Origin of the sequence: Micromonospora sp. Llam0 (assembly GCF_003751085.1) — a bacterium.
Taxonomy (GTDB): domain Bacteria; phylum Actinomycetota; class Actinomycetes; order Mycobacteriales; family Micromonosporaceae; genus Micromonospora_E.
On sequence record NZ_RJJY01000002.1, the window covers coordinates 1,362,572 to 1,384,123 of the forward strand.

The 21,552-nt window shown below is 70.1% G+C and carries 22 protein-coding genes and 1 pseudogene; 14 read left to right on the top strand and 9 right to left on the bottom strand.

Features of this window, described 5'->3' with window-relative positions; translation table 11 throughout:
* Nucleotides 1-34: 34 nt before the first annotated feature.
* Complete coding sequence (locus EDC02_RS33625; RefSeq protein ID WP_123606217.1) at nucleotides 35-376, top strand: MGMT family protein; 342 nt, start codon at nucleotides 35-37, stop codon at nucleotides 374-376.
* Between the two features lie 22 nt (nucleotides 377-398).
* Here EDC02_RS33625 and EDC02_RS42580 read toward each other — a convergent pair whose 3' ends face one another.
* From EDC02_RS42580 to EDC02_RS40570, 3 genes are read right to left on the bottom strand one after another with little or no spacing between them, the layout of a single operon-like run.
* Nucleotides 399-1,604, bottom strand: coding sequence for a helix-turn-helix domain-containing protein (locus EDC02_RS42580; protein ID WP_305036227.1), 1,206 nt, complete (start codon nucleotides 1,602-1,604; stop codon nucleotides 399-401).
* Entirely contained in the window at nucleotides 1,601-1,870 is a 270-nt protein-coding gene (locus EDC02_RS39900; protein WP_148083743.1) for a hypothetical protein, read from the bottom strand. The genes EDC02_RS42580 and EDC02_RS39900 overlap by 4 nt, the downstream gene beginning before the upstream one ends.
* Nucleotides 1,867-2,040 carry a hypothetical protein gene (locus tag EDC02_RS40570; protein WP_158632402.1) on the bottom strand — a complete coding sequence of 58 codons (174 nt, stop codon included), beginning with the start codon at nucleotides 2,038-2,040 and terminating at the stop codon, nucleotides 1,867-1,869. Before EDC02_RS40570 ends, EDC02_RS39900 begins: the two co-directional genes overlap by 4 nt.
* Nucleotides 2,041-2,282: 242 nt before the next feature.
* Between EDC02_RS40570 and EDC02_RS33635 the strand changes: the two genes are divergently transcribed.
* The 6 genes from EDC02_RS33635 (at nucleotide 2,283) to EDC02_RS33660 (ending at nucleotide 7,718) form a co-directional block, all read left to right on the top strand.
* Nucleotides 2,283-3,413: a helix-turn-helix transcriptional regulator gene (locus tag EDC02_RS33635; protein ID WP_123607354.1), complete on the top strand. Its 1,131-nt coding sequence runs from the start codon at nucleotides 2,283-2,285 to the stop codon at nucleotides 3,411-3,413.
* Nucleotides 3,410-3,985: an HD family hydrolase gene (locus tag EDC02_RS33640; RefSeq protein WP_123606218.1), complete on the top strand. Its 576-nt coding sequence runs from the start codon at nucleotides 3,410-3,412 to the stop codon at nucleotides 3,983-3,985. Before EDC02_RS33635 ends, EDC02_RS33640 begins: the two co-directional genes overlap by 4 nt.
* Nucleotides 3,986-4,482: 497 nt before the next feature.
* Nucleotides 4,483-4,791: a hypothetical protein gene (locus tag EDC02_RS33645; RefSeq protein ID WP_123606219.1), complete on the top strand. Its 309-nt coding sequence runs from the start codon at nucleotides 4,483-4,485 to the stop codon at nucleotides 4,789-4,791.
* Nucleotides 4,792-4,877: 86 nt separating this feature from the next.
* On the top strand, nucleotides 4,878-6,161 hold the full coding sequence (locus EDC02_RS33650; RefSeq protein WP_123606220.1) for a glycosyltransferase: 1,284 nt from the start codon (nucleotides 4,878-4,880) through the stop codon (nucleotides 6,159-6,161).
* Between the two features lie 57 nt (nucleotides 6,162-6,218).
* Complete coding sequence (locus tag EDC02_RS33655) at nucleotides 6,219-6,890, top strand: MerR family transcriptional regulator (protein ID WP_123606221.1); 672 nt, start codon at nucleotides 6,219-6,221, stop codon at nucleotides 6,888-6,890.
* 231 nt (nucleotides 6,891-7,121) lie between these two features.
* Nucleotides 7,122-7,718: a hypothetical protein gene (locus EDC02_RS33660; protein WP_148083744.1), complete on the top strand. Its 597-nt coding sequence runs from the start codon at nucleotides 7,122-7,124 to the stop codon at nucleotides 7,716-7,718.
* On the opposite strand, the gene EDC02_RS33665 is transcribed toward EDC02_RS33660, so the two are convergent.
* From EDC02_RS33665 to EDC02_RS42585, 3 genes and pseudogenes are all read right to left on the bottom strand, one after another.
* On the bottom strand, nucleotides 7,662-8,651 hold the full coding sequence (locus tag EDC02_RS33665; protein WP_123606223.1) for a helix-turn-helix transcriptional regulator: 990 nt from the start codon (nucleotides 8,649-8,651) through the stop codon (nucleotides 7,662-7,664). The two genes, EDC02_RS33660 and EDC02_RS33665, sit on opposite strands and share 57 nt — an antisense overlap.
* Before the next feature lie 382 nt (nucleotides 8,652-9,033).
* Nucleotides 9,034-9,796: pseudogene (locus tag EDC02_RS33675) on the bottom strand (IS630 family transposase); the annotation flags it as partial.
* A 76-nt stretch (nucleotides 9,797-9,872) separates the two neighbouring features.
* Complete coding sequence (locus tag EDC02_RS42585; RefSeq protein ID WP_123604387.1) at nucleotides 9,873-11,456, bottom strand: IS1634 family transposase; 1,584 nt, start codon at nucleotides 11,454-11,456, stop codon at nucleotides 9,873-9,875.
* A 179-nt stretch (nucleotides 11,457-11,635) separates the two neighbouring features.
* On the opposite strand from EDC02_RS42585, the gene EDC02_RS33685 reads away from it, so the two are divergent.
* The 4 genes from EDC02_RS33685 to EDC02_RS33700 are packed head-to-tail and all read left to right on the top strand — an operon-like array spanning nucleotide 11,636 to nucleotide 15,159.
* Nucleotides 11,636-12,070 carry a hypothetical protein gene (locus EDC02_RS33685; protein ID WP_148083745.1) on the top strand — a complete coding sequence of 145 codons (435 nt, stop codon included), beginning with the start codon at nucleotides 11,636-11,638 and terminating at the stop codon, nucleotides 12,068-12,070.
* A complete protein-coding gene (locus tag EDC02_RS33690; protein WP_123606225.1) occupies nucleotides 12,067-12,870 on the top strand; it encodes a hypothetical protein in 804 nt (267 codons plus the stop codon). The genes EDC02_RS33685 and EDC02_RS33690 overlap by 4 nt, the downstream gene beginning before the upstream one ends.
* A gap of 8 nt (nucleotides 12,871-12,878) precedes the next feature.
* Nucleotides 12,879-13,694, top strand: a complete 816-nt coding sequence (locus EDC02_RS33695) for a tyrosine-type recombinase/integrase (RefSeq protein ID WP_199758003.1) — start codon at nucleotides 12,879-12,881, stop codon at nucleotides 13,692-13,694.
* A complete protein-coding gene (locus EDC02_RS33700) occupies nucleotides 13,684-15,159 on the top strand; it encodes a hypothetical protein (RefSeq protein ID WP_123606226.1) in 1,476 nt (491 codons plus the stop codon). The genes EDC02_RS33695 and EDC02_RS33700 overlap by 11 nt, the downstream gene beginning before the upstream one ends.
* A gap of 18 nt (nucleotides 15,160-15,177) precedes the next feature.
* Here EDC02_RS33700 and EDC02_RS33705 read toward each other — a convergent pair whose 3' ends face one another.
* From EDC02_RS33705 to EDC02_RS33715, 3 genes are all read right to left on the bottom strand, one after another.
* Nucleotides 15,178-16,461 carry an IS256 family transposase gene (locus EDC02_RS33705; protein ID WP_123604599.1) on the bottom strand — a complete coding sequence of 428 codons (1,284 nt, stop codon included), beginning with the start codon at nucleotides 16,459-16,461 and terminating at the stop codon, nucleotides 15,178-15,180.
* A gap of 60 nt (nucleotides 16,462-16,521) precedes the next feature.
* Entirely contained in the window at nucleotides 16,522-18,105 is a 1,584-nt protein-coding gene (locus EDC02_RS42590; RefSeq protein WP_123604387.1) for an IS1634 family transposase, read from the bottom strand.
* 136 nt (nucleotides 18,106-18,241) lie between these two features.
* A complete protein-coding gene (locus EDC02_RS33715) occupies nucleotides 18,242-18,481 on the bottom strand; it encodes a hypothetical protein (protein WP_199758004.1) in 240 nt (79 codons plus the stop codon).
* Nucleotides 18,482-18,689: 208 nt separating this feature from the next.
* On the opposite strand from EDC02_RS33715, the gene EDC02_RS33720 reads away from it, so the two are divergent.
* The 3 genes from EDC02_RS33720 (at nucleotide 18,690) to EDC02_RS33730 (ending at nucleotide 21,543) form a co-directional block, all read left to right on the top strand.
* Nucleotides 18,690-20,138 (top strand): NAD(P)/FAD-dependent oxidoreductase, encoded by a 1,449-nt coding sequence (locus EDC02_RS33720; RefSeq protein ID WP_123606227.1) that lies wholly within the window; start codon nucleotides 18,690-18,692, stop codon nucleotides 20,136-20,138.
* An 89-nt stretch (nucleotides 20,139-20,227) separates the two neighbouring features.
* Nucleotides 20,228-20,923 (top strand): TVP38/TMEM64 family protein, encoded by a 696-nt coding sequence (locus tag EDC02_RS33725; protein WP_199758106.1) that lies wholly within the window; start codon nucleotides 20,228-20,230, stop codon nucleotides 20,921-20,923.
* On the top strand, nucleotides 20,920-21,543 hold the full coding sequence (locus tag EDC02_RS33730) for a CDP-alcohol phosphatidyltransferase family protein (protein WP_123606228.1): 624 nt from the start codon (nucleotides 20,920-20,922) through the stop codon (nucleotides 21,541-21,543). The genes EDC02_RS33725 and EDC02_RS33730 overlap by 4 nt, the downstream gene beginning before the upstream one ends.
* The last annotated feature ends 9 nt before the right edge of the window (nucleotides 21,544-21,552 follow it).

A 21,552-nucleotide genomic window follows, 5' to 3' on the forward strand; every position in this document is an offset into this window, starting at 1 on the left:
CGTCGTCGGCGCGAGATCTCATATCGTGGCGTGCGTGACCCCGCAGGAGTACGTCGAGGAAGTGCTGGCGCTCGTCGAACGCATCCCACCCGGGCGGGTCATGTCGTACGGCGCGGTCGCCGACGCCCTGGCGGAGCCGAGCGGGCGTGCCTCCGCCCGCCTGGTCGGCAACATCATGGCGCGCCATGGCTCCGCCGTCCCGTGGTACCGGGTGGTTTCCTCGGCCGGCCGGCTGCCGCCGGGGCACGAAGACCGCGCCCGTGCCCTGCTGCGTGCCGAAGGATGCCCGTTCAAGGGGACAGCGGTTGGGGTCGGCGACGGCGGCGAGCGGGTCGACATGAGCGCCGCCGCCTGGTACCCGGACACATCAAGGTGAGGCTCAGGCACGTCGTTCCCGCCTAGCCCGCTCGTGGCGGAGACGTCGTCAGCCCGAGCGCCGTCGCCAGCCGGGCGACGCCGGCGACCTGCGGCCCGCACCGGGCGACCTCAGCCACGACGGTACGCACGGAGGGTCGGCAGCGAATCTCCGCTGGTGCGACGCGGTCGGCTTCGACCAGCCACCGCCCCGCCCCGGTGAAGTCACCGCCGTCGAGGTGCGCCCGTGCGGCGTCCACCATATACGCCGCCCGGTGCTCGGCCGGCAGCATTTGCCAGAGTTGTCGACTGGTGGCCGACTCATGCAGGCGGATCGCCTGCCGACCGTCGCCCAACTCCACCGCTGCCACCACGTGTGCCAACTCCACCGCCGCCGGCCCGAAACTCGCCGCCCGGTAGTCCTTCCCGTCACCGACCTGGCCGGCGACGTCGGCCGCCTGCCGGAGCAGCTCAGTGACACTGTGGGTGTCGCCGCAGCTGGCGGCGGCCAACCCCGCCTGCACCAGCAACGTCCCGTACACCGCCCGGCCCGGCGGTGTCGCCCGCGCGTCTGTGGATACGGCGATCCGGTCGGCGGCGGTGACCGCCGCCGCCATCGCCAGCCGGCCCTGACCCAACCCGCGCAGCGCCTGCCCGAGCGGCACCACCGCCGACGCCGCCAGCAACCGGTCAGTGCCGGCGGTCGCGACCGCCCGATCGGCCGCCAACCAGGCCAGCTCGGCCTCACCTACCTTGACCAGCACGAGCGCGGTGACCTGGTACGCCCGCGTCAACAGCACCGCCCCCTCCTCGGGTCGGGTGGTGTGCGACCGCTGGGCGGCGTCCAGTAGCTCCGGCACCGTCCGCAGCAACCGGGGGTAGTCGCCGTGGCGGTACGTTGACCACGCATGTTCGACCCGCCGCGCCACCTCCCCCGGCAGCGTCGGCGACGCACCGGCAGGTGAAGTGGTGAACACGTCGTAGCAGGCCAGCGCCGCCCGGGCCGCATCGACACCGGCCGACGCGGCGCCAAGCTGCGGCTCGCTGTCGTCGCCGAGGAGTTCCGCCGGGTCGACCCGCAGCACCTCGGCGACCTGCTTGATCAGCGAAAAGCGGTCAAGGGTCCGGACCCCGCGCTCGACCTTGTCCACCCAGCTTTTCGACCGGCCGATCCGGTCGGCGAACACCTGCTGGGTCATTCGCCGCCGCACCCGCCACTGCGCCACCCGCCGCCCGACCGCAACACTCACCGCCGGTCACCCGCCGCCGACCAGGTCCAGGACACGAACCGCTCGTACAGCTCGGCCGGATCGGTGATGCCGGCCTCCTGCGCGGCCACCGGCAGCAACTCGCTGACGTCGACCGACAACGCGATCGGTTCACCGACGTACGCTTCCGCCAACTGCACCCGCCCCGGTGGGCAGGGCCACGGCGTACCGTCCGGACACACCACACACCACCACGACGGCCGCTGCGGTTCGTGCACCGGCTCCCGCCCGGTTTCCGGCTTTCTCACGGCAGGTAGTGCCGGCCAGCGTTACCGCCCCGGCGCAGCGCCCGATCCGTCCGGGTCGCCGGCCGTCGGTCCGGCGGCGGCGAGCTCACCTCGGCGTACCGGCGCCGACCCGGCACCGGATACACCACGTCCACTGGCACGTCTGCCCGCTGAAACCACTTCCCCAGCACCGCAGCCCCCTCAACAGCGAGAGTTGGAAGGGCGGCGACCCGAGGTGGCTCTCCACGTCAACCCCGAGCCGCCGCCGGCTAACCCGGTACGCGACCACGCTTGGCACGTTCGGTGACCACAACGCTACGATCAGGGCGGTGACGGTAGGACTCACCGGTAGTACGAGTAAGCAGGCCGCCAGAGCCACCCCCAGAGCCCTTCGCGCCACAAACGTGAACTGCCGGTCAACGTAGGGATGCGCATGGCAGATCTCGCACGACCAATCCGCCACCGTGGAGACGTAACCGGATACCTGCTGAAGCTCATCCGGGAGTCCATTCCGCTCACTCAGGAACAGCTCGCCACAGAGCTCGGCGTCGACCGCGCGACGGTGCAGAGCTGGGAATCCGGACGTCGACCGTTTACGGCCGTGCCGTTAGGACAGGCAGTCGCCACACGGCAGCGACTCGGCAGACTCGGCGCGGATCCAACACTGCTCACCGCAGTCGAGGACGCTGTCGAGGTAGACTTCATCCTCAGTTCAGTGTTGAACGACAGGATCGAACGCACCCAGATCGCCGAGCAGCCGCTCGGCTGGTCAGTCCTCACGCACCGCCTCACTGACCTACTACTATGGACAGTAATCGGTCAGACCCCCACCTTCATCCGAAACCCCCGGGCTCCGCAGCGCCGACGCGGACCGGTAGCTACCAGTCCGCTACTTTCCGCCGACGAACGCCGAGCGTTCTTTGCTCATCTGCAGACGCTCGCCGAGCGTGCCGCGAGTCAACGTCACCCGCATCTGCTTCTACACCGGCAGGCATGTTTCCTGGCCGGTATGGACCCCAGCGGCGCCTCCGCAGCCTGGCTCGCCCAGAACACCGTCAGGAGCGCCCGCCGGGGGCTTGCCTTCCACACCTGGTCTCCGCAATGGTCCGACGCCCGATCCGTCGCCACCTCTTTGGCGAAGCAGGGCGATCCCGAACCGTTACGGGAATTCATCGCCAGGGCTCACCCGGACGACGCATGCGAACAGGCGGCCCTCAACTACTCAGCGTACTGGGTTGGTGAGATCCCCCACCGGCAGCGCGACGACACCTTCATGCCGATCAACACCAGCAGTTGGTACGGAACTCGGCTCCTACGACACCTGGTGCACCGCCTGGAACCCGGCCACCCGTTCATCGACCTCAACATCCACAACCTCTGGGCACTACTCACTGCACGCCCCACACTCGTCCACGCTGACCCCGCCAGCGCCCACGCGCTCGTCGACCGCACTCCCGCTCTCCTGGAGAGCGACACGATCTCCGGCCAGTCCCGGCAGGAGCTAACCTCGGTCCTCTACAGCCTGCGTACCAACGGGTTCCCCGGCACAGGAACGAGCAGATGAGCGACAACCACGATGACACCGCCGGCTCGATGAAGTTCATCTTCGAGACCGGCGTACTCAAACGGGCGGCCCGCACCGGCTGGTGGTTCGCCGGCGTCACCCAGCCCGAATCCATCGCCGACCATTCGTTCCGTACGGCAATCGTCGGCATGATGCTCGCGGCCATGGAAGGTGCCGACCCGGCGCGCGTGACCATGCTCTGCGTCCTGCACGACACGCAGGAGACCCGTACCACCGACCTGCCCCACATCGCGAAGCGATACCTTACCGCCGCGCCAAGCACCACCATCACCGCCGACCAGGTCGCCGGCTGCCCACCAGCCGTTGCCGACGTCATCACCGCCGCCGTCGCCGAGTACGAAGCCGGCGAAACCCTCGAAGCGATCGTCGCTCGCGATGCCGACAAACTCGAACTTCTCGTCCAAGCCGTCGAGTACCGCCACCAGGGCATCGACAACGTCGAACGCTGGATCGACAGCTCCCGCGCCGCTCTCAAGACCGCCTCGGCCCACCGCCTCGCCGACGCCGCTCTCGCCGGACAACCACTCGCTTGGCTCGAACCACCGAAATAGGGCCCGCGCCCACCGACCCCATCTTGGAAGGTCGCCATGGATCACCCGGTGCTACCGGTCTCTAGGGTCGACTTCAACTACCTACGCATCAACTGCGACTGAGTCGGATCGTCCGGAGGAGGCGTATGGCACGGTCGACCGCCTACCTAGCCTATGTGCTTCGTGGGCTTGGCGACTTCGTCACGAGACTCGCTCGCCGGGCGCGTCGTGCTCCCGAGCCGGAAGATGCTCCGCGGCTCGTGCCCGCCTACGACCCTCGCCTTCCGAAGGGTATCGCCTCGTACCGGCCGAGCCGGCTACGGCGGCGGCCCCGCCGCCTCAATAAATGACATTCACCGCAATGGGATGAAGGCGGGTTCCGCCTCATGTAGGCGTTGACCCGCCCTCATCCCGAGATGGGGGATCAATCGTCCCGGTGCCAACTATCGCCGGGAAGTGTCAACTATCGCTGATAGTCACATCGGAGTCTCCGCCCAGACGGTTCGCGTGGATTGTCGATGGCGTATCTCGTCGCCGCAGACATGCTCAACGGCGTCGTGACCCTGTTGGCGCACCCGGACGCCAGCTACATGTTGACCGGCGCCGCGAGCGGTTGGAGCTTCGCCGTGCGCCGTACCCGCCGTCATGGTCTGCGGCTGAGCACGCCCGCTGGCCTGCCGCTGTGCCAGGTGTCCGAGGCCGACTACGCGGTGGCGGTCTGGCGCGGCGTCAGCGCGTTGCTGGCCACTCACGCACCGATCGACGGCGGACCCTTGGCAGACCTGCAGATCGCCCTCGCCGCGTTCCCCGACGGTCACCGCCGCTGACGCGTCTGCGCTCCGCCCGGCTACTACGTCCGTGACCCCGCGAACATACTGGAGGGGTACGCACCGACGTCCCCAGGAGACTGACGATGAAGGTCCTGATCCTGACCCTGGGAACCCGCGGTGACGTGCAGCCGTTCGTGGCGCTGGCCCGCGAACTACAGAGTCGCGGCCATCAGGCGGTGCTGGCGGCACCTGAGAGGTTCGCTGATCTGGTCACCGGGCACGGGGTGGCGTTCGCCCGGGTGGACGACGGCCCGTTACGGGTCCTGGACAGTTCCAGGACGGTGGCCGACGCGGCCGCAGGGGGCGTCCGCGCAAAGTTCGCCCTGATGCGCAGGATGCGGGCGATGGTCACCGCCGTGCTCGACGACTGCTGGCAGGTGGCCTCGACCGGGGCGGGCGCGGGCGCCGATCTGATCGTGCACAACGGCCAGATCATGGCGGGTCAGCACATAGCGGAGAAACTGGGTGTGCCGTCGGTCATGGCCCTGCCGACACCGGTGTATGTGCCCACCCGGCAGTTCCCCTGGCCTGGCCAGCAGTTGTCGAAACGGCTGCCGGCGGGGCTGAACCGGTTGACCTATGCCGGGATGAAGGCAGTGACGGTGATGTTCGGTCGGACCGTGGACCAGTGGCGCACCGGCCTCGGCCTGCCACTACGACGCGGCAGGCACGATCCGCTGCGCCGTGCGGACGGCACGCCTGCTCCCGTACTGCACGCCGTGAGCCCAGCGGTACTGCCCCGCCCCACGGACTGGCCGCCGACGGCCCGCGTCACCGGCTACTGGTTCGTTGACGCGGCGACAGATGCGACGAGGGCCGTACCCGAGCCGGTGGCCGCCGCCCTGGATCACGGCGACGAGCCGGTGGTCTTTGTCAGCTTCGGCAGCATGGCGGGTCCGGATCCGGTGGCCACGACGCAGGAGGTGGTGCAGGCGTTGCGGCTCGCTGGCGTCCGTGGCGTTCTCGCCACCGGCTGGGGCGGACTGCAGGAGACACCGTCGGCGGGAGACGTGTTCGTGGCCGGGGACCTGCCCCACCACGTCGTGTTTCCCCGGATGGCGGCGATCGTGCACCACGGTGGTGCCGGCACCACCGCCGCCGCGATCCGAGCGGGCCGACCGCAGATAATCTGCCCTTTCGTCGCGGACCAGCCGTTCTGGGGCCGCCGGATGCAGCAGCTGGGTGTCGCACCGGAACCAATCGACCAGCGGAACCTGACCGCCCACGGGTTGGCCGCCGCGATCCGCCAGGCCCTCGACGATCCGGCGATGATCGCCGCCGCGCGTCGGCTGGGCGAACAGGTCCGCGCCGAGAAGGGCGTCGTCGTCGCGGTCGACCTGCTGGAGCAGATCGCCGAGGAGCGATGAGGCGGAGACTCCAGGTTGTCTTGACCTTGTCGCAGCGGCAACGTTTCTACTGGTGGCATGCGGATCGGCGAGCTTGCCGCGCTGGTCGGGGTCTCCACCCGGACCGTGCGCCACTACCACCATCTGGGGTTGCCGCCCGAACCGGAGCGGCTGTCCAACGGCTACCGGGAGTACCGGCTGCGGGACGCGGTCGCCCTGGCCCGGGTACGCCGGTTGACCGAGCTGGGGCTCTCGCTCGACGAGATCCGTGACGTACTCGCCGACGACCAGGGCCGGGAGCTGCGCGAGGTGCTCACCGAGCTGGACGCCGATGCCACGGTCTCCGAGGAGATGCCGACGGTGCTGCGCCGCCTGCCGGCCGACGGATCGGCGTTCGCCGCAATGGACCGGGAGATGCTGGCGCTGCTGGACACCCGAGTCGCGCCGGAGCACCGCAGCGAGTTCAGCGCGCTGTTCCAGCCGCTGACCGAGCCGGCGATGCTGGCCCGTACGCAGGAGTTCTACCGGCGGCTCGACGAGATCGCCGGCGCTGACCCGGCCGACGCGCGGGTGGCGGCGCTCGCCGCCGACCTGGAGGGCTTCCTACCGGCCGAGATGACCGGGGCGATCGTCACGAACGCGGGCGACGCGGCAGGTATCCAGTGGCTGACCGCCATCGCCGGTGAGTTCTCCCCCGCCCAGGCCGAGGTGTTCCGGCTGCTCCTCGCCCGGCTGCGGGGCCAGCGATGACGGCGCAGTCGGGCAGCGGGGCGGCGGCCCGGACCGGCGGCGGGACGCCGGTGGAGCAGGTCGGCGGCCTGCGACGGGTCGGAGTGGTGCTGCGCCGGCTGGTCGGATTCGAGGGTGCCGGCCTGGTCAGCATCTGGCTGTGGGTACGCCGTCGCCGCCACGGCGTACCGGAGTCGGCGACGGCGGTGCCTATGCCGGGGCGGTGGCGTCGACGATGTGATGTTCCTGGTGGTGTCGATCGTGGAGCTGGTCGTCGTGGAGATCCTGCTGCGGGCGGTCGGTGCCCCGGCCCCGCTGCGGTACGCGATCCTGATCGTCGACGCGTACGGCGTACTGATCGCTCTGGCCGTGATCGCCGCGACCGTGACCCGCCCGCACGTGATCGGGCCCGACGAGGTCCGGGTCCGGTCCGCCGCGTTCCTGGACGTCCGGGTGCCCCGCCGGCTGGTCACCGGGGTCCGCATGGTGCGCAACTACAACGAGCAGGGCACCATTCGGGTCGACGGTGACGTGCTGATCGTGTCGGCGATCGCGCAGACCAACCTGGTGGTCGAGCTGGCCGAGCCGCTGCGGGTGGTCCGCCCGTTGGGCCGGCTCGCACATGTACGGACGATCCGGTTCTTCGCCGACGATCCTGTTGCCGCGCTGTCGGCCTGGTCGACTCGATGCGGCACGACATGCGGACCTCACTGGCGCAGAGCTGAGCTACGCCGAGACCAGCAGAAAGCTCTCATTCCGGACCCCGTTTGGCCAGGGCTCCGGGCTCCCGTCTCAGGGTTTGGTGGGGATGTTGAGGAGGGACTGGCCGGTTGGGGTAAGGACGTGTAGGACGCTTTGCCTGCGGCGGGTGGTGGTGATGAGGCCGGCGGCGCGGAGCACGGTGGAGTGTTCGCTGGCGCTGCTGAGGCTGATCTGGGCAGCGGCGGCGAGCTCGCCGGTGGTACAGCCGGGTTGGTGGGCGATGACGTGCAGGACCGTCGCGCGGGTGCGGCCCAGCAGCGCGACGATCCGTCGGGGCGCCGCCGGGGCTGTCGGTATGGGTGCGCCGAGGTCTGGGGGCGCGTCGTGGTGGGTGGGGTAGTTCAGCCAGGGCTGGGGTTCGGCGTCGCAGTCGATGCTGGGCATGCCGGAGCCGAAGACCGTGGGGATCAGCAGTAGCCCGCGGCCGTTGAGGTGCAGCTCGCCAATGAGCCCGGAGTGGATCTCCAAGACAGGCGGGTTCCAGCGGATCTGCGGTGGACACAGGTTGCGCAGCAAGTGGTCGATCCCGTGGTCGAGCAGATCCCGGGCCCGGGCGGCTCGGTCGACGGCGACGCGGGCGGTCACTTGGTCCCAGTACGGGGCGACCAGCGTGGCATGCAGTTGGCCGAGGGCGTCAGCGATCCGCTGGAGGACCTGTGGGTCATCTTCGAGTCGGCGTGCCCAGCCCGGCACCGGCCGTTCCTCGGCGAGCTGGGTCATCTCCCGGCGGATCACCAGCCGGGAGGTGGACCGGATCTGCTCCAGGCACTCCTGCATGCCCTCAAGCCGTGCCGGGGATAGGAAGTCCGGCGCGTAGCCACGAGCCGGCGCCAGGTCGAAGACCAAGCGGGCCTCGGCCGGCAAGCGCGGGACCATCGGGCCCTTCCAGGGGACATGCCGCATCAGCGAGGGCTTCCACAGCCCACGGACCACCCGCATGGTCTCCACCAGCGGCGCCGGCGACCCGATCATCCGGGTACGGCCAAGGTCCTCTGCGGTGAAGTGGATTCGGTAGACCATCCGTGACCCTTCCGATCCAGGGATCAGCACCAGCCTCCTCGACAGCATCGATAGTGGCCTTTCGGCCAAGACCGAAACAAGGCGACAGCGGATACCCGACGGCCCGATGGTGGTCTCAGCACAGACGGAACCCCCGTCTAGTGTCCTGAGTCGTTAATTCGTTGGTAGATTGCTGGTATGGGTGATGGACGTGGTCCGAAGCTGGCGCCGCTGGAACTGACCGCTGAGGAGAGGGGGGGAGTTGCAAGGGCTGGCTCGGCGGCCGAAGACGGCGCAGGCGTTGGCGACGCGGGCGCGGATCGTGCTGGCGTGTGCGGAAGGCCTGTCCAACAGCGAGGTGTCGCGTCGGCTTGGGGTGTCGCTGCCGACGGTCGGCAAGTGTCGGGGTTGCCCGGTCGATGGTGCGCAGGAAGCGCAGGAACTCCTGGTGGCGGTGTTTGCGCTGCGTCTGGCCGATGACCTTGCCAGTGGCCACGTCCAGCGCGGCGAACAGGCTGGTCGTGCCGTGGCGGACGTAGTCATGGGTCACCCGGCCGGGCACGCCCGGCATCATCGGCAGCATCGGCGCGGTCCGATCGAGCGCCTGCATCTGCGACTTCTCGTCCACGGCGAGGACCATGGCGGCCTCGGGTGGGTCCAGGTACAACCCGACGATGTCGCGGACCTTGTCCACAAACAGCGGGTCGGTCGACAGCTTCCAACTGTCGACCAGGTGCGGCTTGAGCCCGAACGCCCGCCAGATCCGCGAAACCGCGGTCTGGTTCAGCCCGACCGCCTTGGCCATGGACCGGGTCGACCAGTGGCTGTCCCGATCGGATGGTGGTTCTTCGAGCGTTCTCGTGATCACCGCCTCGACCTGGGCGTCGCCGATCTTCCGTGGCGCGCCCGGGCGCGGTTCGTCGCGCAGCCCGTCCACCCGATCGGCCACGAACCGCTTGCGCCACTTGCCGACCGTCGGCAGCGACACCCCAAGCCGACGCGACACCTCGCTGTTGGACAGGCCTTCCGCACACGCCAGCACGATCCGCGCCCGCGTCGCCAACGCCTGCGCCGTCTTCGGCCGCCGAGCCAGCCCTTGCAACTCCCCCCCTCTCCTCAGCGGTCAGTTCCAGCGGCGCCAGCTTCGGACCACGTCCATCACCCATACCAGCAATCTACCAACGAATTAACGACTCAGGACACTAGACCCGTCTTTCGCACATGCGGTTGGGTGGTCGTCGGTCATGGCCAGCGGGGTTGGGTGGGGTCGACGTGGAGTAGTCGCAGGAGTCGGGTTTGTAGAGGCCCGGGTGTGGGGATGGTGGCTGCTTCGTTCGGGGGCGCGGGGATGAGTCGGAGTTCGCCGAGTGCTTGCAGGATGAGCCGTCCGGTGGGCTTTCGTGGGCGGCGGTCGTTGATGTAGAAGCCACGTATCTCGGTGTCGGGGGCGAGGTTGCGGCGGACTTCGCGTTCGATGAGGCAGAAGATGAGCAGGGCCAGGCAGATCACGGTGATCAGGGCGGTGATCCGGCGGTTGTTGCGTAGGAAGATCGGTGCGACGGCGAGGGGGCCTTTGAACTCGCTGTAGCGGCGTTCGACGGTGGGTTGGTCCTTGTAGCGCAGGAACACGTCGGTGGCGTCGATGTCGGCGGGCAGGTTGGTCAGCAGGGCGTACCAGCCGTCGGCGGCGGCTTCGGCGTCGAGGGCTGCCTGGTCGAAGGTCCAGGCGAACGTCGGTTTGCCGGTGTCGTCGGTGGTGATCGTGGTGTGCAGGTGTGCGCTGATGCGGCGGCGGCGGGCGATCGCGGTGGCTTTGGTGGTGACGGCCTCGATGGTGCGGTGGTGGCGGGTGCCGGCGGTACGGGTGAGGGTGTCCAGTTCGGTGCGGGCCTGGGCGAGTCTGAGCGCGCGGGCCTTGGCCTGGGCGGTGGCGTTGGCGGTGGAGTGCACCAGGATCCGCCGTAGGGTGTGTACCGGGTCCTTCTTGCGGGGGCCGGTCAGGTCCATGGTGTCTTCGTCGACCCGGTAGGTGCACCGTTCGGTGTGTGGTCTGCCCTCGTCGCGTTCGGCGACGTAGTCCACGATCGTGGCCCGGGACGGGTCGAGGCCGGCGAACAGCCCGTCGGGGACCCGGGACGCGGCCAGGGGCGCGATGAAGGTGACCTGCTCGGTGGTCATCGCGGTGACGTTGGGGTAGGAGATGAGTTTCGAGTCGCCGACCAGCAGGAAGTTGCGGGGTGTGGCCAGGGCTTGCAGAGCGCGCATGGTGTCGGTGACCTGGGCGATCTCGGCGGCGTTGCCGTCATAGGTCCGGCTGAGGACGGGGACGGCGCCGTCCGCGGTGACGGCGAGGCCGGCCTGGATCTGTTTGAGGTCGGTGCGCCGGTCTTTCGGGTGGCCGTAGGCAGGGGTGGGGTACTCGTCGTCGACGTGGTCGTATGCGCCGTACAGCGAGATCGAGGTCATGTCCCAGTGGCAGCGGGTGACGTCGATGCCGAATGCCGTGATCGCGGTCGCGCCGATTGATCCGACGACCTGGTCGGCCTGATCGGCGAGGGCGTCCAGGGCCCGGCCCAGCCGGTCGTCGTTGAGCAGGTCGGGATCGATGTCGTAGACCTCTTCCACCGCCCACGCGTGGGCCCAGTCGGCCACGGCGACCATCGCCTTCGGACTGGTCAGCCGGTTCGCGATCAGCGCCTCGATGACCTGCCCGTGGCTGATGGAGGCGACCTCCCGTATCGGGCAGGCCCGGTCCACCACACCCGCGATGTCCAACCGGCGGGAGAAGTCCGCGATGACCGGCAGCGACCCCAGCTGCTTCTCCACCCGACCCGTCGCGGCGACCCGCGTCCGAGGCCGCCGCGCCACCCGTCGAGGCCCACCAGATCTACTCATGGATCAGCAACGAACCAGCCGCACGCCCGCAACGCAAGTCACTCAACCGCATGTGCGAAAGACGGGTCTAGAGACGCCAACAAGGTCCGCGTCGACGGCACCCACACCGCGTGGCCGAGGTTCGCCGGCAAATGGCCCATCTGCGCCGCGCCCGAGGCCCGCGCGCACACGCCCAGCTCATCGGCGGCGAGGTCAGTTTGCTGCCGCCCGACGACCACGCCGCCGCGCTACAGGTGATGCGCGAACACGGGCGCGAGCCGATGAGCATGACCCACGGCGACTTCGACTACCACTACTTGCGTACCCTCGCGATCGGCCCGGGCGGTCGGCGCCGGCTACGCCGGCTGTCGTTCGCCGCCCACATCGACTCGCTGATGCGCGGCCGGCGCGGCGCCCCCCGACCTCGCACCGAGACCGAGCTTGCGCCGTTGCGCCGGCAGTTCGCCGACATGTTCCACCGGTTGCGCCGCGAGTACGGCGTGCGCGCCTACCTGGCCCACAACATGACCGTCACCCACGCAACGTCGACCAGATCGCAGCGGTGATCGCCGAAACCCACACCATGGGCTACGCCATGATGTCTTTCCAGCCCGCCGCCGCCATTGGCGACGAACGCCGTTGGAAGGAGGACTACCGGTCGTTGACCGGCGATCAGGTGTGGGCTGAGATCGAACGCGGCGCCGGCACCAGACTGCCCTGGCGTGCCCTGCAGATGGGCGACGGACGCTGCAACCGCACCGCCTTCGGCTTCTTCCTCGGCGACCGGTGGATCCCACTGATCGACGACCAGCGTCCGGTCGACCTCGCCGCCCGCGACGCGTTCCTGCGCCACCTCGGTGGCGTCAACGTCGGCGGCACCCCGCCCCAGCTGCTGGCCGTCCGCCTACTGCGCGCCCTCGTTTCACATCCCACCGCTACCTGGACCGGGCTTCGCTGGGCGGCTGGGCTGATCCGCCGTGCCGGTCTCCGCCCGTTGCTGACCCGTCGGGTCCGCCCGATGACGTTCGTGATGCACAGTTTCATTCCCGCCGATCAGGTCCGTCCGGCGTGGGCGCTGCTCGAGCAGGGCGCCCTCAGCAGCGATCCCGCCGTACGGGCAACCCAGGACCGGCTGCTGGCCTGCTCCTACACCATGGCCCACCCCGAGCGGGATCGGCTCGTCCCCGCCTGCGTGCAGCACGCCGTCCTCGACCCTGCGGAGAACGACGCACTACGCCGGCTACTTCCCCTGCACGGGGTCGCCGGGAAGCCTGCGCGGCAGGGGGCGGGCCACGACACGGCCGGACGATGCGGGTGCGTCGGTGGGCAGCCCGAGGCTTCTCGTGGCCCTGCCGGCTCCCGGTGAGGTTCCGTGTGCCGGTCGCCCGTCGGCTGCTGCGCGGGGTTCCCCGGCGGCGCCCCGCTCGGGGGCTGCTGTCGCACCTGGATGCTCGTTCGTCGCCTGGGCCGTCGTCGCTGGTACGGGTGCGTCGCCACCGCGGGCACCAGCGGCCGCCGGTGCTGTTGCCGCAGCAGATTCAGGCGATCCTGGACGGCTGCGCGGTCTACGACAGCGCCGCCGGCCGATGGGTGGGTAACCTACGTGACCGGCTGCTGTTCGCCACCCTTGCCGAGAGCGGGATGCGGCTGGGTGAGCTGCTCGGCATGCGGATCAGCGACTTCGTGATGGGCCGGGGCGGCACGCCGTTCGTGGAGATCGTGCCGCGGGACGACAACCCGAACGGTGCCAGGGTGAAGATGATGCGTCCACGGCGGGTCTACGTGGGTGCGGACCTTGAACGGTTGTTCGCCGACTATCTGACGCATCTGGCGTGCCGGGCGGCCGAGGTCGGGGCCGCGGTGAACGTGGACTGCCCGCTGTGGGTGAACCTGGACCGGCCGCCGTTGCTGGCGCCGCTGCGGGAGGGCACGATCCGGGACAAGGTCACCGCGCTCAAGCGCCGCGGTATCGGACCGCCGGGGTGGACCCCGCACTGGCTTCGGCACAGCCACGCCACGGCTCTGCTGCTCGGTGGAATCCCCGACTGGGTGGTCTCCCGCCGGTTGGGCCACGCCCATGTGCAGACCACCCTGGACCTTTACGGCTGGGTCAGCGAGGACGAGGCCTTACGCGTGGCCGCGAATTGGAAGAAGTACACCGATGGCTGGCAGGTCGCTGATGGCCGCTGAAAACTATTCCCGCCCGCGGGTCGCCGCGGTTGCGGGCGCGGACACCAGCCCGGTCGCCCGGCTGCTGGCGGATCTGCCCCCGCAGTGGCGCGGCGAGATCATCGGTCCAGGCATCGTCGACTGGACGGCGCGTAGCGGACGTGGGCGGATGACGGCGTTGCGGCTGCACCGGCTGCCCGAACGGCTACGGGTCGAGCTGGCGTGGATGGCGCATTGGCAGTACCTCGACGGTGTGGGCGTGCACGTGGCCGGCATCAACCAGCTCGCCGCGGTGCTGGCCGGGGCCGCGGACGCGAAGCGGGCGGTCCCCGTTTCGTTGCGGGATCTGGACTTCGCTGCCGCGTCCAGGATGGTCAGCGTCTGGTTCGAAGCGCGTCACCAGCGGCTGCCCGCCCCGGTGAGCCTGCGCAGCCTGCGTCCGCTGTTCGGTTATCCACGGCTGGCGCTAGCCGCCCGGCTGCACGAGGGGCCGTGGTGGGAGATGGACACCTGGTATCCGCGCTGCGACCCACGGATACCGCTGCGGGAGCGTGAACCCTCCGCCGGCGTGGGATGCACGCCGGGCGCCATCGTCGTGCCGTGGCTTCGAGACGCCGCCAAGTGGGCGCTGGCGATGATGCTGCAGGCAGGAGCGCTGACCTGGAGCACGGTCCGCGGCGACCGCATCCAGTGTCTGCTGCGTTTCGACCGCTGGCTGGCGACCCTGCCCGACCCGGCCCAGGTCGTCGGTGACCCGCGCCGGGCCGCAGGGTTCGCCGCCGGGTTTCGTCAGTGGGCCGCCGATCCGGCCAACCGAGCCAGCACTGCACGGGGCCGCCCACCGACCAGCAACGGCACCAACCAGGACATACGGGCCGTGGCTCAGCTGATGGCGTTCGTCGTGGACCATCAGAAGGACTACCGGCGGTGCTTCGGCCCGTCGCCGTGGGACGCGCTCACCGAGGGACACCCGGCGGTGTGGTCGCGCCAGATCATCCGTGCACGCCCAGTACGGCGCCTCGATGCGACCCGCTATGTCGACGACCACGCGTTGGCGCAGATCACCACGCACCTGGCGGTGCTGGCAGCCCCGAAACACGAGACCGTGACGGTGACCATCGACGGCACGCAGAAACAAGCCGCGGGGTGGGGCGCGCCACAGGTGATGCGGATGCTCCTGCTGCAGATCCTCACCGGCCGCCGGCTCAGCGAGATCTGCCTGACCGAGTTCGACTGCCTGTCCCCGGCCACCAGCCGGGCTGTCGAGGTCGCCGACCACGAGCGGATTGCCCGGTTCCGTTACGGGCAAAGCAAAATCGACCAGGCCCCGGACACGATCCTGGTGGACGCTGAAGTCGTCGCCGTGATCACCGAACAGCAGCAGTGTGTCGGGGTACGGCCTGGAGTGCAGAGCTATGTACAGCTGATCTTGCAGAGGTGCGCACCGTTTGTCCGTCGTCTGCGGGAGTGTCAAGTTAACGGCTGATCTTGGTTGTTGAAGTGGTCAGAGGTTGGCCGGGGTGAGCCGGCCCTCGAAGGCGATCTGGAACGCGTTGAGAGGTGCCTTCCACCGGATGGTCCACCGGCGGCGGCCGTTGCCGGTCGGGTCCAGACTCATCAACGCCATGTACACGCACTTGAGCGCGGCCTGCTCGTTGGGGAAGTGCCCGCGGGCGCGGACCGCTTTGCGGATCCGGGCGTTGACGGACTCGATCGCGTTCGTCGAGCAGATGACCTTGCGGATCTCCACGTCGAACGCGAGGAACGGCACGAACTCGGCCCAGGCGTTCTCCCACAGCTTCACGATCGCCGGGTACTTCCGCCCCCAGGCCTCGGCGAACTCCAGGAACCGCTCCGTCGCCGCGTCCTCCGTCGGCGCGGTGTAGACCGGCTTGAGCGCTCGGGCGATCTTCTCCCAGTCCTGCCGCGCCGCGTAGCGGAACGAGTTGCGCAGCAGGTGGATCACGCACGTCTGCACGATGGTGGCCGGCCACACCGCCTCGACCGCCTCCGGTAGGCCCTTGAGCCCGTCGCAGACGAGCATCAGCACATCGGCCACGCCCCGGTTCTTCAGCTCGGTGAGCACGTGCAGCCAGTGCTTCGCGCCCTCACCGCCGTCACCGGCCCACAGGCCGAGGATGTCCCGGTGGCCGTCGACGGTGACCGCCATCGCCAGGTAGATGGGCCGGTTCGCGACCTTCCCGTCCCGGATCTTCACATTGATGGCATCGATGAACACGACCGGGTAGACCGGGTCGAGTGGCCTGTTCTGCCACTCGGTCATCCCGTCGATGACCTTGTCCGTGATCGTCGAGATCGTCTGCTTCGACACCTCGGCGCCGTACACCTCGGCCAGGTGCGCGGCGATCTCCCCGTGCGTCAGCCCCCGGGCCGACAACGACAGCACGAGCTCGTCCACCCCGGACAGCCTGCGCTGGCGCTTACGCACGATCTGCGGCTCGAACGTCCCCGCGACATCCCGGGGGACCCGTACCTCGACCGGGCCGACGTCGGTCAGCACGGTCTTCGTCCGGGTGCCGTTACGGGAGTTCCCGGTGCCCTTGCCGGCCGGGTCGTGCTTGTCGTAGCCGACGTGGTCGGTGATCTCGCCCTCCAGGGCGGACTCCAGGACCCGCTTGGTCAGCTGCTGCAGCAGACCGCCCTCACCGGTGAGCTTCAGCCCGTCACCGCGTGCCCGGTCCACCAGCAGCGCGATCAACTGCTCATCCGTGGCCGTACCCACCGACCCGCCTGCGGGCTCCTGCTCGATGGTGGTCTCGGTCGTCATCTGGCGCATCTCCCTTGATCAGCAGATCCGCCGTTAGTTGTACACACCCGTGGTCGTCGGTCATGGCCAGCGGGGTTGGGTGGGGTCGACGTGGAGTAGTCGCAGGAGTCGGGTTTGTAGAGGCCCGGGTGTGGGGATGGTGGCTGCTTCGTTCGGGGGCGCGGGGATGAGTCGGAGTTCGCCGAGTGCTTGCAGGATGAGCCGTCCGGTGGGCTTTCGTGGGCGGCGGTCGTTGATGTAGAAGCCACGTATCTCGGTGTCGGGGGCGAGGTTGCGGCGGACTTCGCGTTCGATGAGGCAGAAGATGAGCAGGGCCAGGCAGATCACGGTGATCAGGGCGGTGATCCGGCGGTTGTTGCGTAGGAAGATCGGTGCGACGGCGAGGGGGCCTTTGAACTCGCTGTAGCGGCGTTCGACGGTGGGTTGGTCCTTGTAGCGCAGGAACACGTCGGTGGCGTCGATGTCGGCGGGCAGGTTGGTCAGCAGGGCGTACCAGCCGTCGGCGGCGGCTTCGGCGTCGAGGGCTGCCTGGTCGAAGGTCCAGGCGAACGTCGGTTTGCCGGTGTCGTCGGTGGTGATCGTGGTGTGCAGGTGTGCGCTGATGCGGCGGCGGCGGGCGATCGCGGTGGCTTTGGTGGTGACGGCCTCGATGGTGCGGTGGTGGCGGGTGCCGGCGGTACGGGTGAGGGTGTCCAGTTCGGTGCGGGCCTGGGCGAGTCTGAGCGCGCGGGCCTTGGCCTGGGCGGTGGCGTTGGCGGTGGAGTGCACCAGGATCCGCCGTAGGGTGTGTACCGGGTCCTTCTTGCGGGGGCCGGTCAGGTCCATGGTGTCTTCGTCGACCCGGTAGGTGCACCGTTCGGTGTGTGGTCTGCCCTCGTCGCGTTCGGCGACGTAGTCCACGATCGTGGCCCGGGACGGGTCGAGGCCGGCGAACAGCCCGTCGGGGACCCGGGACGCGGCCAGGGGCGCGATGAAGGTGACCTGCTCGGTGGTCATCGCGGTGACGTTGGGGTAGGAGATGAGTTTCGAGTCGCCGACCAGCAGGAAGTTGCGGGGTGTGGCCAGGGCTTGCAGAGCGCGCATGGTGTCGGTGACCTGGGCGATCTCGGCGGCGTTGCCGTCATAGGTCCGGCTGAGGACGGGGACGGCGCCGTCCGCGGTGACGGCGAGGCCGGCCTGGATCTGTTTGAGGTCGGTGCGCCGGTCTTTCGGGTGGCCGTAGGCAGGGGTGGGGTACTCGTCGTCGACGTGGTCGTATGCGCCGTACAGCGAGATCGAGGTCATGTCCCAGTGGCAGCGGGTGACGTCGATGCCGAATGCCGTGATCGCGGTCGCGCCGATTGATCCGACGACCTGGTCGGCCTGATCGGCGAGGGCGTCCAGGGCCCGGCCCAGCCGGTCGTCGTTGAGCAGGTCGGGATCGATGTCGTAGACCTCTTCCACCGCCCACGCGTGGGCCCAGTCGGCCACGGCGACCATCGCCTTCGGACTGGTCAGCCGGTTCGCGATCAGCGCCTCGATGACCTGCCCGTGGCTGATGGAGGCGACCTCCCGTATCGGGCAGGCCCGGTCCACCACACCCGCGATGTCCAACCGGCGGGAGAAGTCCGCGATGACCGGCAGCGACCCCAGCTGCTTCTCCACCCGACCCGTCGCGGCGACCCGCGTCCGAGGCCGCCGCGCCACCCGTCGAGGCCCACCAGATCTACTCATGGATCAGCAACGAACCAGCCGCACGCCCGCAACGCAAGTCACTCAACCGCATGTGCGAAAGACGGGTCTAGAGTGGTAGCAGCAGGTTGCAGCGGGGGAAGACCCCGTGGGTGCCCTCGCAGCCCAGCGCGTTGCGGCCGAGTAGTTGCGCCTGGGTGCGGACGTGCTCGGGCAACTCAGCCCATCGGCGGGCCAGTGCAGCTGCCAACTCAGGGTCGACTGGCCGGGTGACCCGCTCCCATCGGCGCAGCGTCCGCCACCAGCGGCGGCGGACACGAATTTCCTGCTTGTCGGTCGCGGTATCCATCCTGCCTCCCTCACCCCACATTAGGCGCGCTGTATGTCGGGCTTGCCAGCCATGGCGGATCGGACCAGGGCGCGTCGACTCGGAAGCAGAATGATTGCGCTGCCCTGGGGCGTTCTGGAAGCAAGCTCACAGTTCCGCACGCCCCCATCGGGCAGCATGAACCGGCACTGCCCGCACGGGCGACGCCGACGGCGAGGAAGGACGATGCGTGGACGAGTGGGATCTGGCGATCATCGGTGGCGGTACGGCCGGCATCGTGGCGGCCAAGACCGCCGGCCGGTTCGGCGCGCGGGTGTTGCTGGTCGAGTCCGCCCGCACCGGGGGTGACTGCCTGTGGACCGGGTGCGTGCCGAGTAAGTCGTTGATCGCCGCCGCGCATGCCGCGCACACCGTCCGTACCGCTGCCCGGTTCGGGGTGCACGCCGGCCCGCCGAAGGTGGACGACGCCGCGGTGCTGGCGTACGTGCGGGCGGCCATCGCCCGGATCGAGCCGGTCGACTCGCCAGCGGCGATCAGCGCGGACGGGGCACAGGTCGTGACCGGCCGGGCGGAGTTCACCGGCCCCGGCAGCCTGCGGGTGACCGGGGCCGTCGGTGAGCGTGCGGTGCGGTTCCGCTGGGCGGTGCTCGCCACCGGTGCCGCCCCGGCCGTACCGGATCTGCCCGGTCTGGCCGAGGCTGATCCGCTGACCACCGAGACGCTGTGGGACCTCGACGCGTTGCCGGAACGGGTGGCGGTGCTCGGGGGCGGCCCGGTCGGCTGCGAGCTGGGCCAGGCCCTCGCGAGGCTCGGTGTGCGGGTCACCATCGTGCAGCGGGCCGACCGGCTGCTGACCAAGGAGGAGCCGGAGGTCGGTGCCCTGATCGCCGAACGGCTGCGCGCCGAGGGGGTGGCCGTGCTGTCCGGGGCGGACGTCGAACGCGTCGACGGCGGCACGGTGCAGCTGACCGGCGCGGATCCGGTCGTGGTCGACCGGATCCTGGTCGCCACCGGCCGGCGACCCCGCACCGGCGGGTTGGGACTGGCCGCCGCCGGGGTGCGTTGCGACGAGCGGGGCCACGTCGTCGTGGACGGGCTGCTGCGGACCAGTAACCGGCGGATCTTCGCCGCCGGTGACGTGACCGGGGTGCTGCCGTTCACCCATGTCGCCGGGGTGCAGGGCGGCTACGCCGCAACGAACGCGCTGCTCGGGCTGCGCCGCCGTGTCGACTACGCGGCGATTCCGTGGGTGACGTTCACCGACCCGGAGGTGGCACACGTCGGGGCGACCCTCGCCCAGGCCCGCCGCCGCCACGGCGACCGGGTCCACTACCGACGGTTGACGCACGAGCACGTCGACCGGGCGATCACCGACGGCCGCCCGGACGGGTTCACCCTGCTGGTGATCGGCCCGGCCGACCGGCTGCTGGGCGCCACTGTGGTGTCGCCCCGGGCCGGGGAGTCGATCGCCGAGTTGGCCGCCGCGATTCGCCGGGGCGCGAAGGTGCGCGACGTCGCCGGCACCGTGCACGCCTATCCGACGTACGCCGACGGGCCGTGGAACGCCAGCCTGGCCCAGGTCCGGGCGGACCTCGCCGGGCCGCTGCTCTCCCGCGCCATCGGCGGCCTGCGCGGCCTGCGCCGCGCCCTGCACCCGGTCCGGGGTGACCGCCGATGATCCCCGACGAGACTCGGCCGGTGACGACCGAGGCCGAGCCCGTGGGGATCGAGACCGAGCCGGTGACGAGCGAGGCCCGGCCGGTGCCGATGTCCCGGCTGGCGCGGATCATCGCCTCACCGTGGCCGAGGCTGGCGCTGTTGACGGGTTTCCTGACCGGCGCGGCGACGCTGCTCGCCACCGGGGGCGGCCTGAACGTGGAGACGCTGCGCGCCGGGGTCGCCGACGCCGGGGTCTGGGGGCCGGTCCTGTTCGTCGTCGGCTACGCCGTCGGCACCGTGCTGCTGGTGCCCGGGGTGCTGCTGACCGCGACGGCCGGGCTGCTGTTCGGCGTGGTCGGCGGCTCGGTGGTGGTGCTGCTCGGGGCGACGCTCGGCGCGGTGGCGTCGTTCCTGCTGGGCCGGGCGTTGGGCCGTCCGGCGGTGGAGCGGCTCGTCGGTGGCCGGCTGGACCGGCTGGACGGGTTCCTCGCCCGCCGGGGACTCGTCGCGGTCGTCGGCCTGCGGCTCGTACCGTTGGTGCCGTTCGCGCTGTTCAACTACGGGTCGGGGGTGACTGCGGTGCGGCTGCGCGACTACACGCTCGGCTCGGCGATCGGCATGACTCCCGGGATCGTCGCCTACACGGCGGTCGGTGGATCGGTCACCGACCCGACGTCTCCACAGTTTCTCATCGCCCTGACCGGTCTGGGTCTGCTGTCGCTGACCGGGCTGCTCGCCGCCCGCCGGGTTCGCCGCCGCGAGACGCGGGTCCGCCGCCGCGAAACCGGGGTCGACGCGCGGTGATCGACGCGCGACTGCGTCCGGTGCTGGCCGGGCCGCTGGACCGCCTCGCCGCCGGCCTCGACCGGCCGTGGATCACGCCCGGTCGGCTCACCGCCGCCGGGCTGGCGTTGGGGCTGGCCGCCAGCGTCGCCGCGGCGGCCGGGCTGTGGTGGTGGGCGCTGGCCGGGTGGCTGCTGTCCCGGTTGGCCGACGGCCTCGACGGGCCGCTGGCCCGCCGCCGCGACACTGCGTCGCCGCTGGGCGGGTTCCTCGACATCGTCGCCGACTTCACCGTGTACGGGGCGTTCGTCGCCGGGGTCGCCGTCGGCGTCGACGGCTCGGCCACGCCGTTCCTGGTGCTGCTGGTGGCCTACTACGTCAACGGGGCGGCCCTGCTGGCGTACTCGTCGATCGCCGAACGGCTGGGCCGCGACCGGGGCGACGAGCGGTCGCTGCACTTCCTCGGCGGGCTGGCCGAGGGCGCCGAAACGGTCGCCGTACACAGCCTGTTCTGCCTGTTTCCCGGCGTCGCCGGGCCGATCGCCTGGGTGTGGGCCGCCGTGGTCGCGGTCACCGCCGGGCAGCGTGTCGTGTACGCCGTGCGTACCCTGTCCGATCCTGACTGGAGGCCCACCCGATGATCCGACGAT

What these genes read in the sequence shown, in the direction of transcription:
- EDC02_RS33645 (WP_123606219.1), top strand. Translation starts at nt 4,483, where the DNA reads ATGGCGTATCTCGTCGCCGCAGACATGCTCAACGGCGTCGTGACCCTG.
- EDC02_RS33665 (WP_123606223.1), bottom strand. Translation starts at nt 8,651, where the DNA reads ATGGTCTACCGAATCCACTTCACCGCAGAGGACCTTGGCCGTACCCGG.
- EDC02_RS33725 (WP_199758106.1), top strand. Translation starts at nt 20,228, where the DNA reads ATGTCCCGGCTGGCGCGGATCATCGCCTCACCGTGGCCGAGGCTGGCG.
- EDC02_RS33655 (WP_123606221.1), top strand. Translation starts at nt 6,219, where the DNA reads ATGCGGATCGGCGAGCTTGCCGCGCTGGTCGGGGTCTCCACCCGGACC.
- EDC02_RS33640 (WP_123606218.1), top strand. Translation starts at nt 3,410, where the DNA reads ATGAGCGACAACCACGATGACACCGCCGGCTCGATGAAGTTCATCTTC.
- EDC02_RS33700 (WP_123606226.1), top strand. Translation starts at nt 13,684, where the DNA reads ATGGCCGCTGAAAACTATTCCCGCCCGCGGGTCGCCGCGGTTGCGGGC.
- EDC02_RS33705 (WP_123604599.1), bottom strand. Translation starts at nt 16,461, where the DNA reads ATGACGACCGAGACCACCATCGAGCAGGAGCCCGCAGGCGGGTCGGTG.
- EDC02_RS33715 (WP_199758004.1), bottom strand. Translation starts at nt 18,481, where the DNA reads ATGGATACCGCGACCGACAAGCAGGAAATTCGTGTCCGCCGCCGCTGG.
- EDC02_RS33635 (WP_123607354.1), top strand. Translation starts at nt 2,283, where the DNA reads ATGGCAGATCTCGCACGACCAATCCGCCACCGTGGAGACGTAACCGGA.
- EDC02_RS33650 (WP_123606220.1), top strand. Translation starts at nt 4,878, where the DNA reads ATGAAGGTCCTGATCCTGACCCTGGGAACCCGCGGTGACGTGCAGCCG.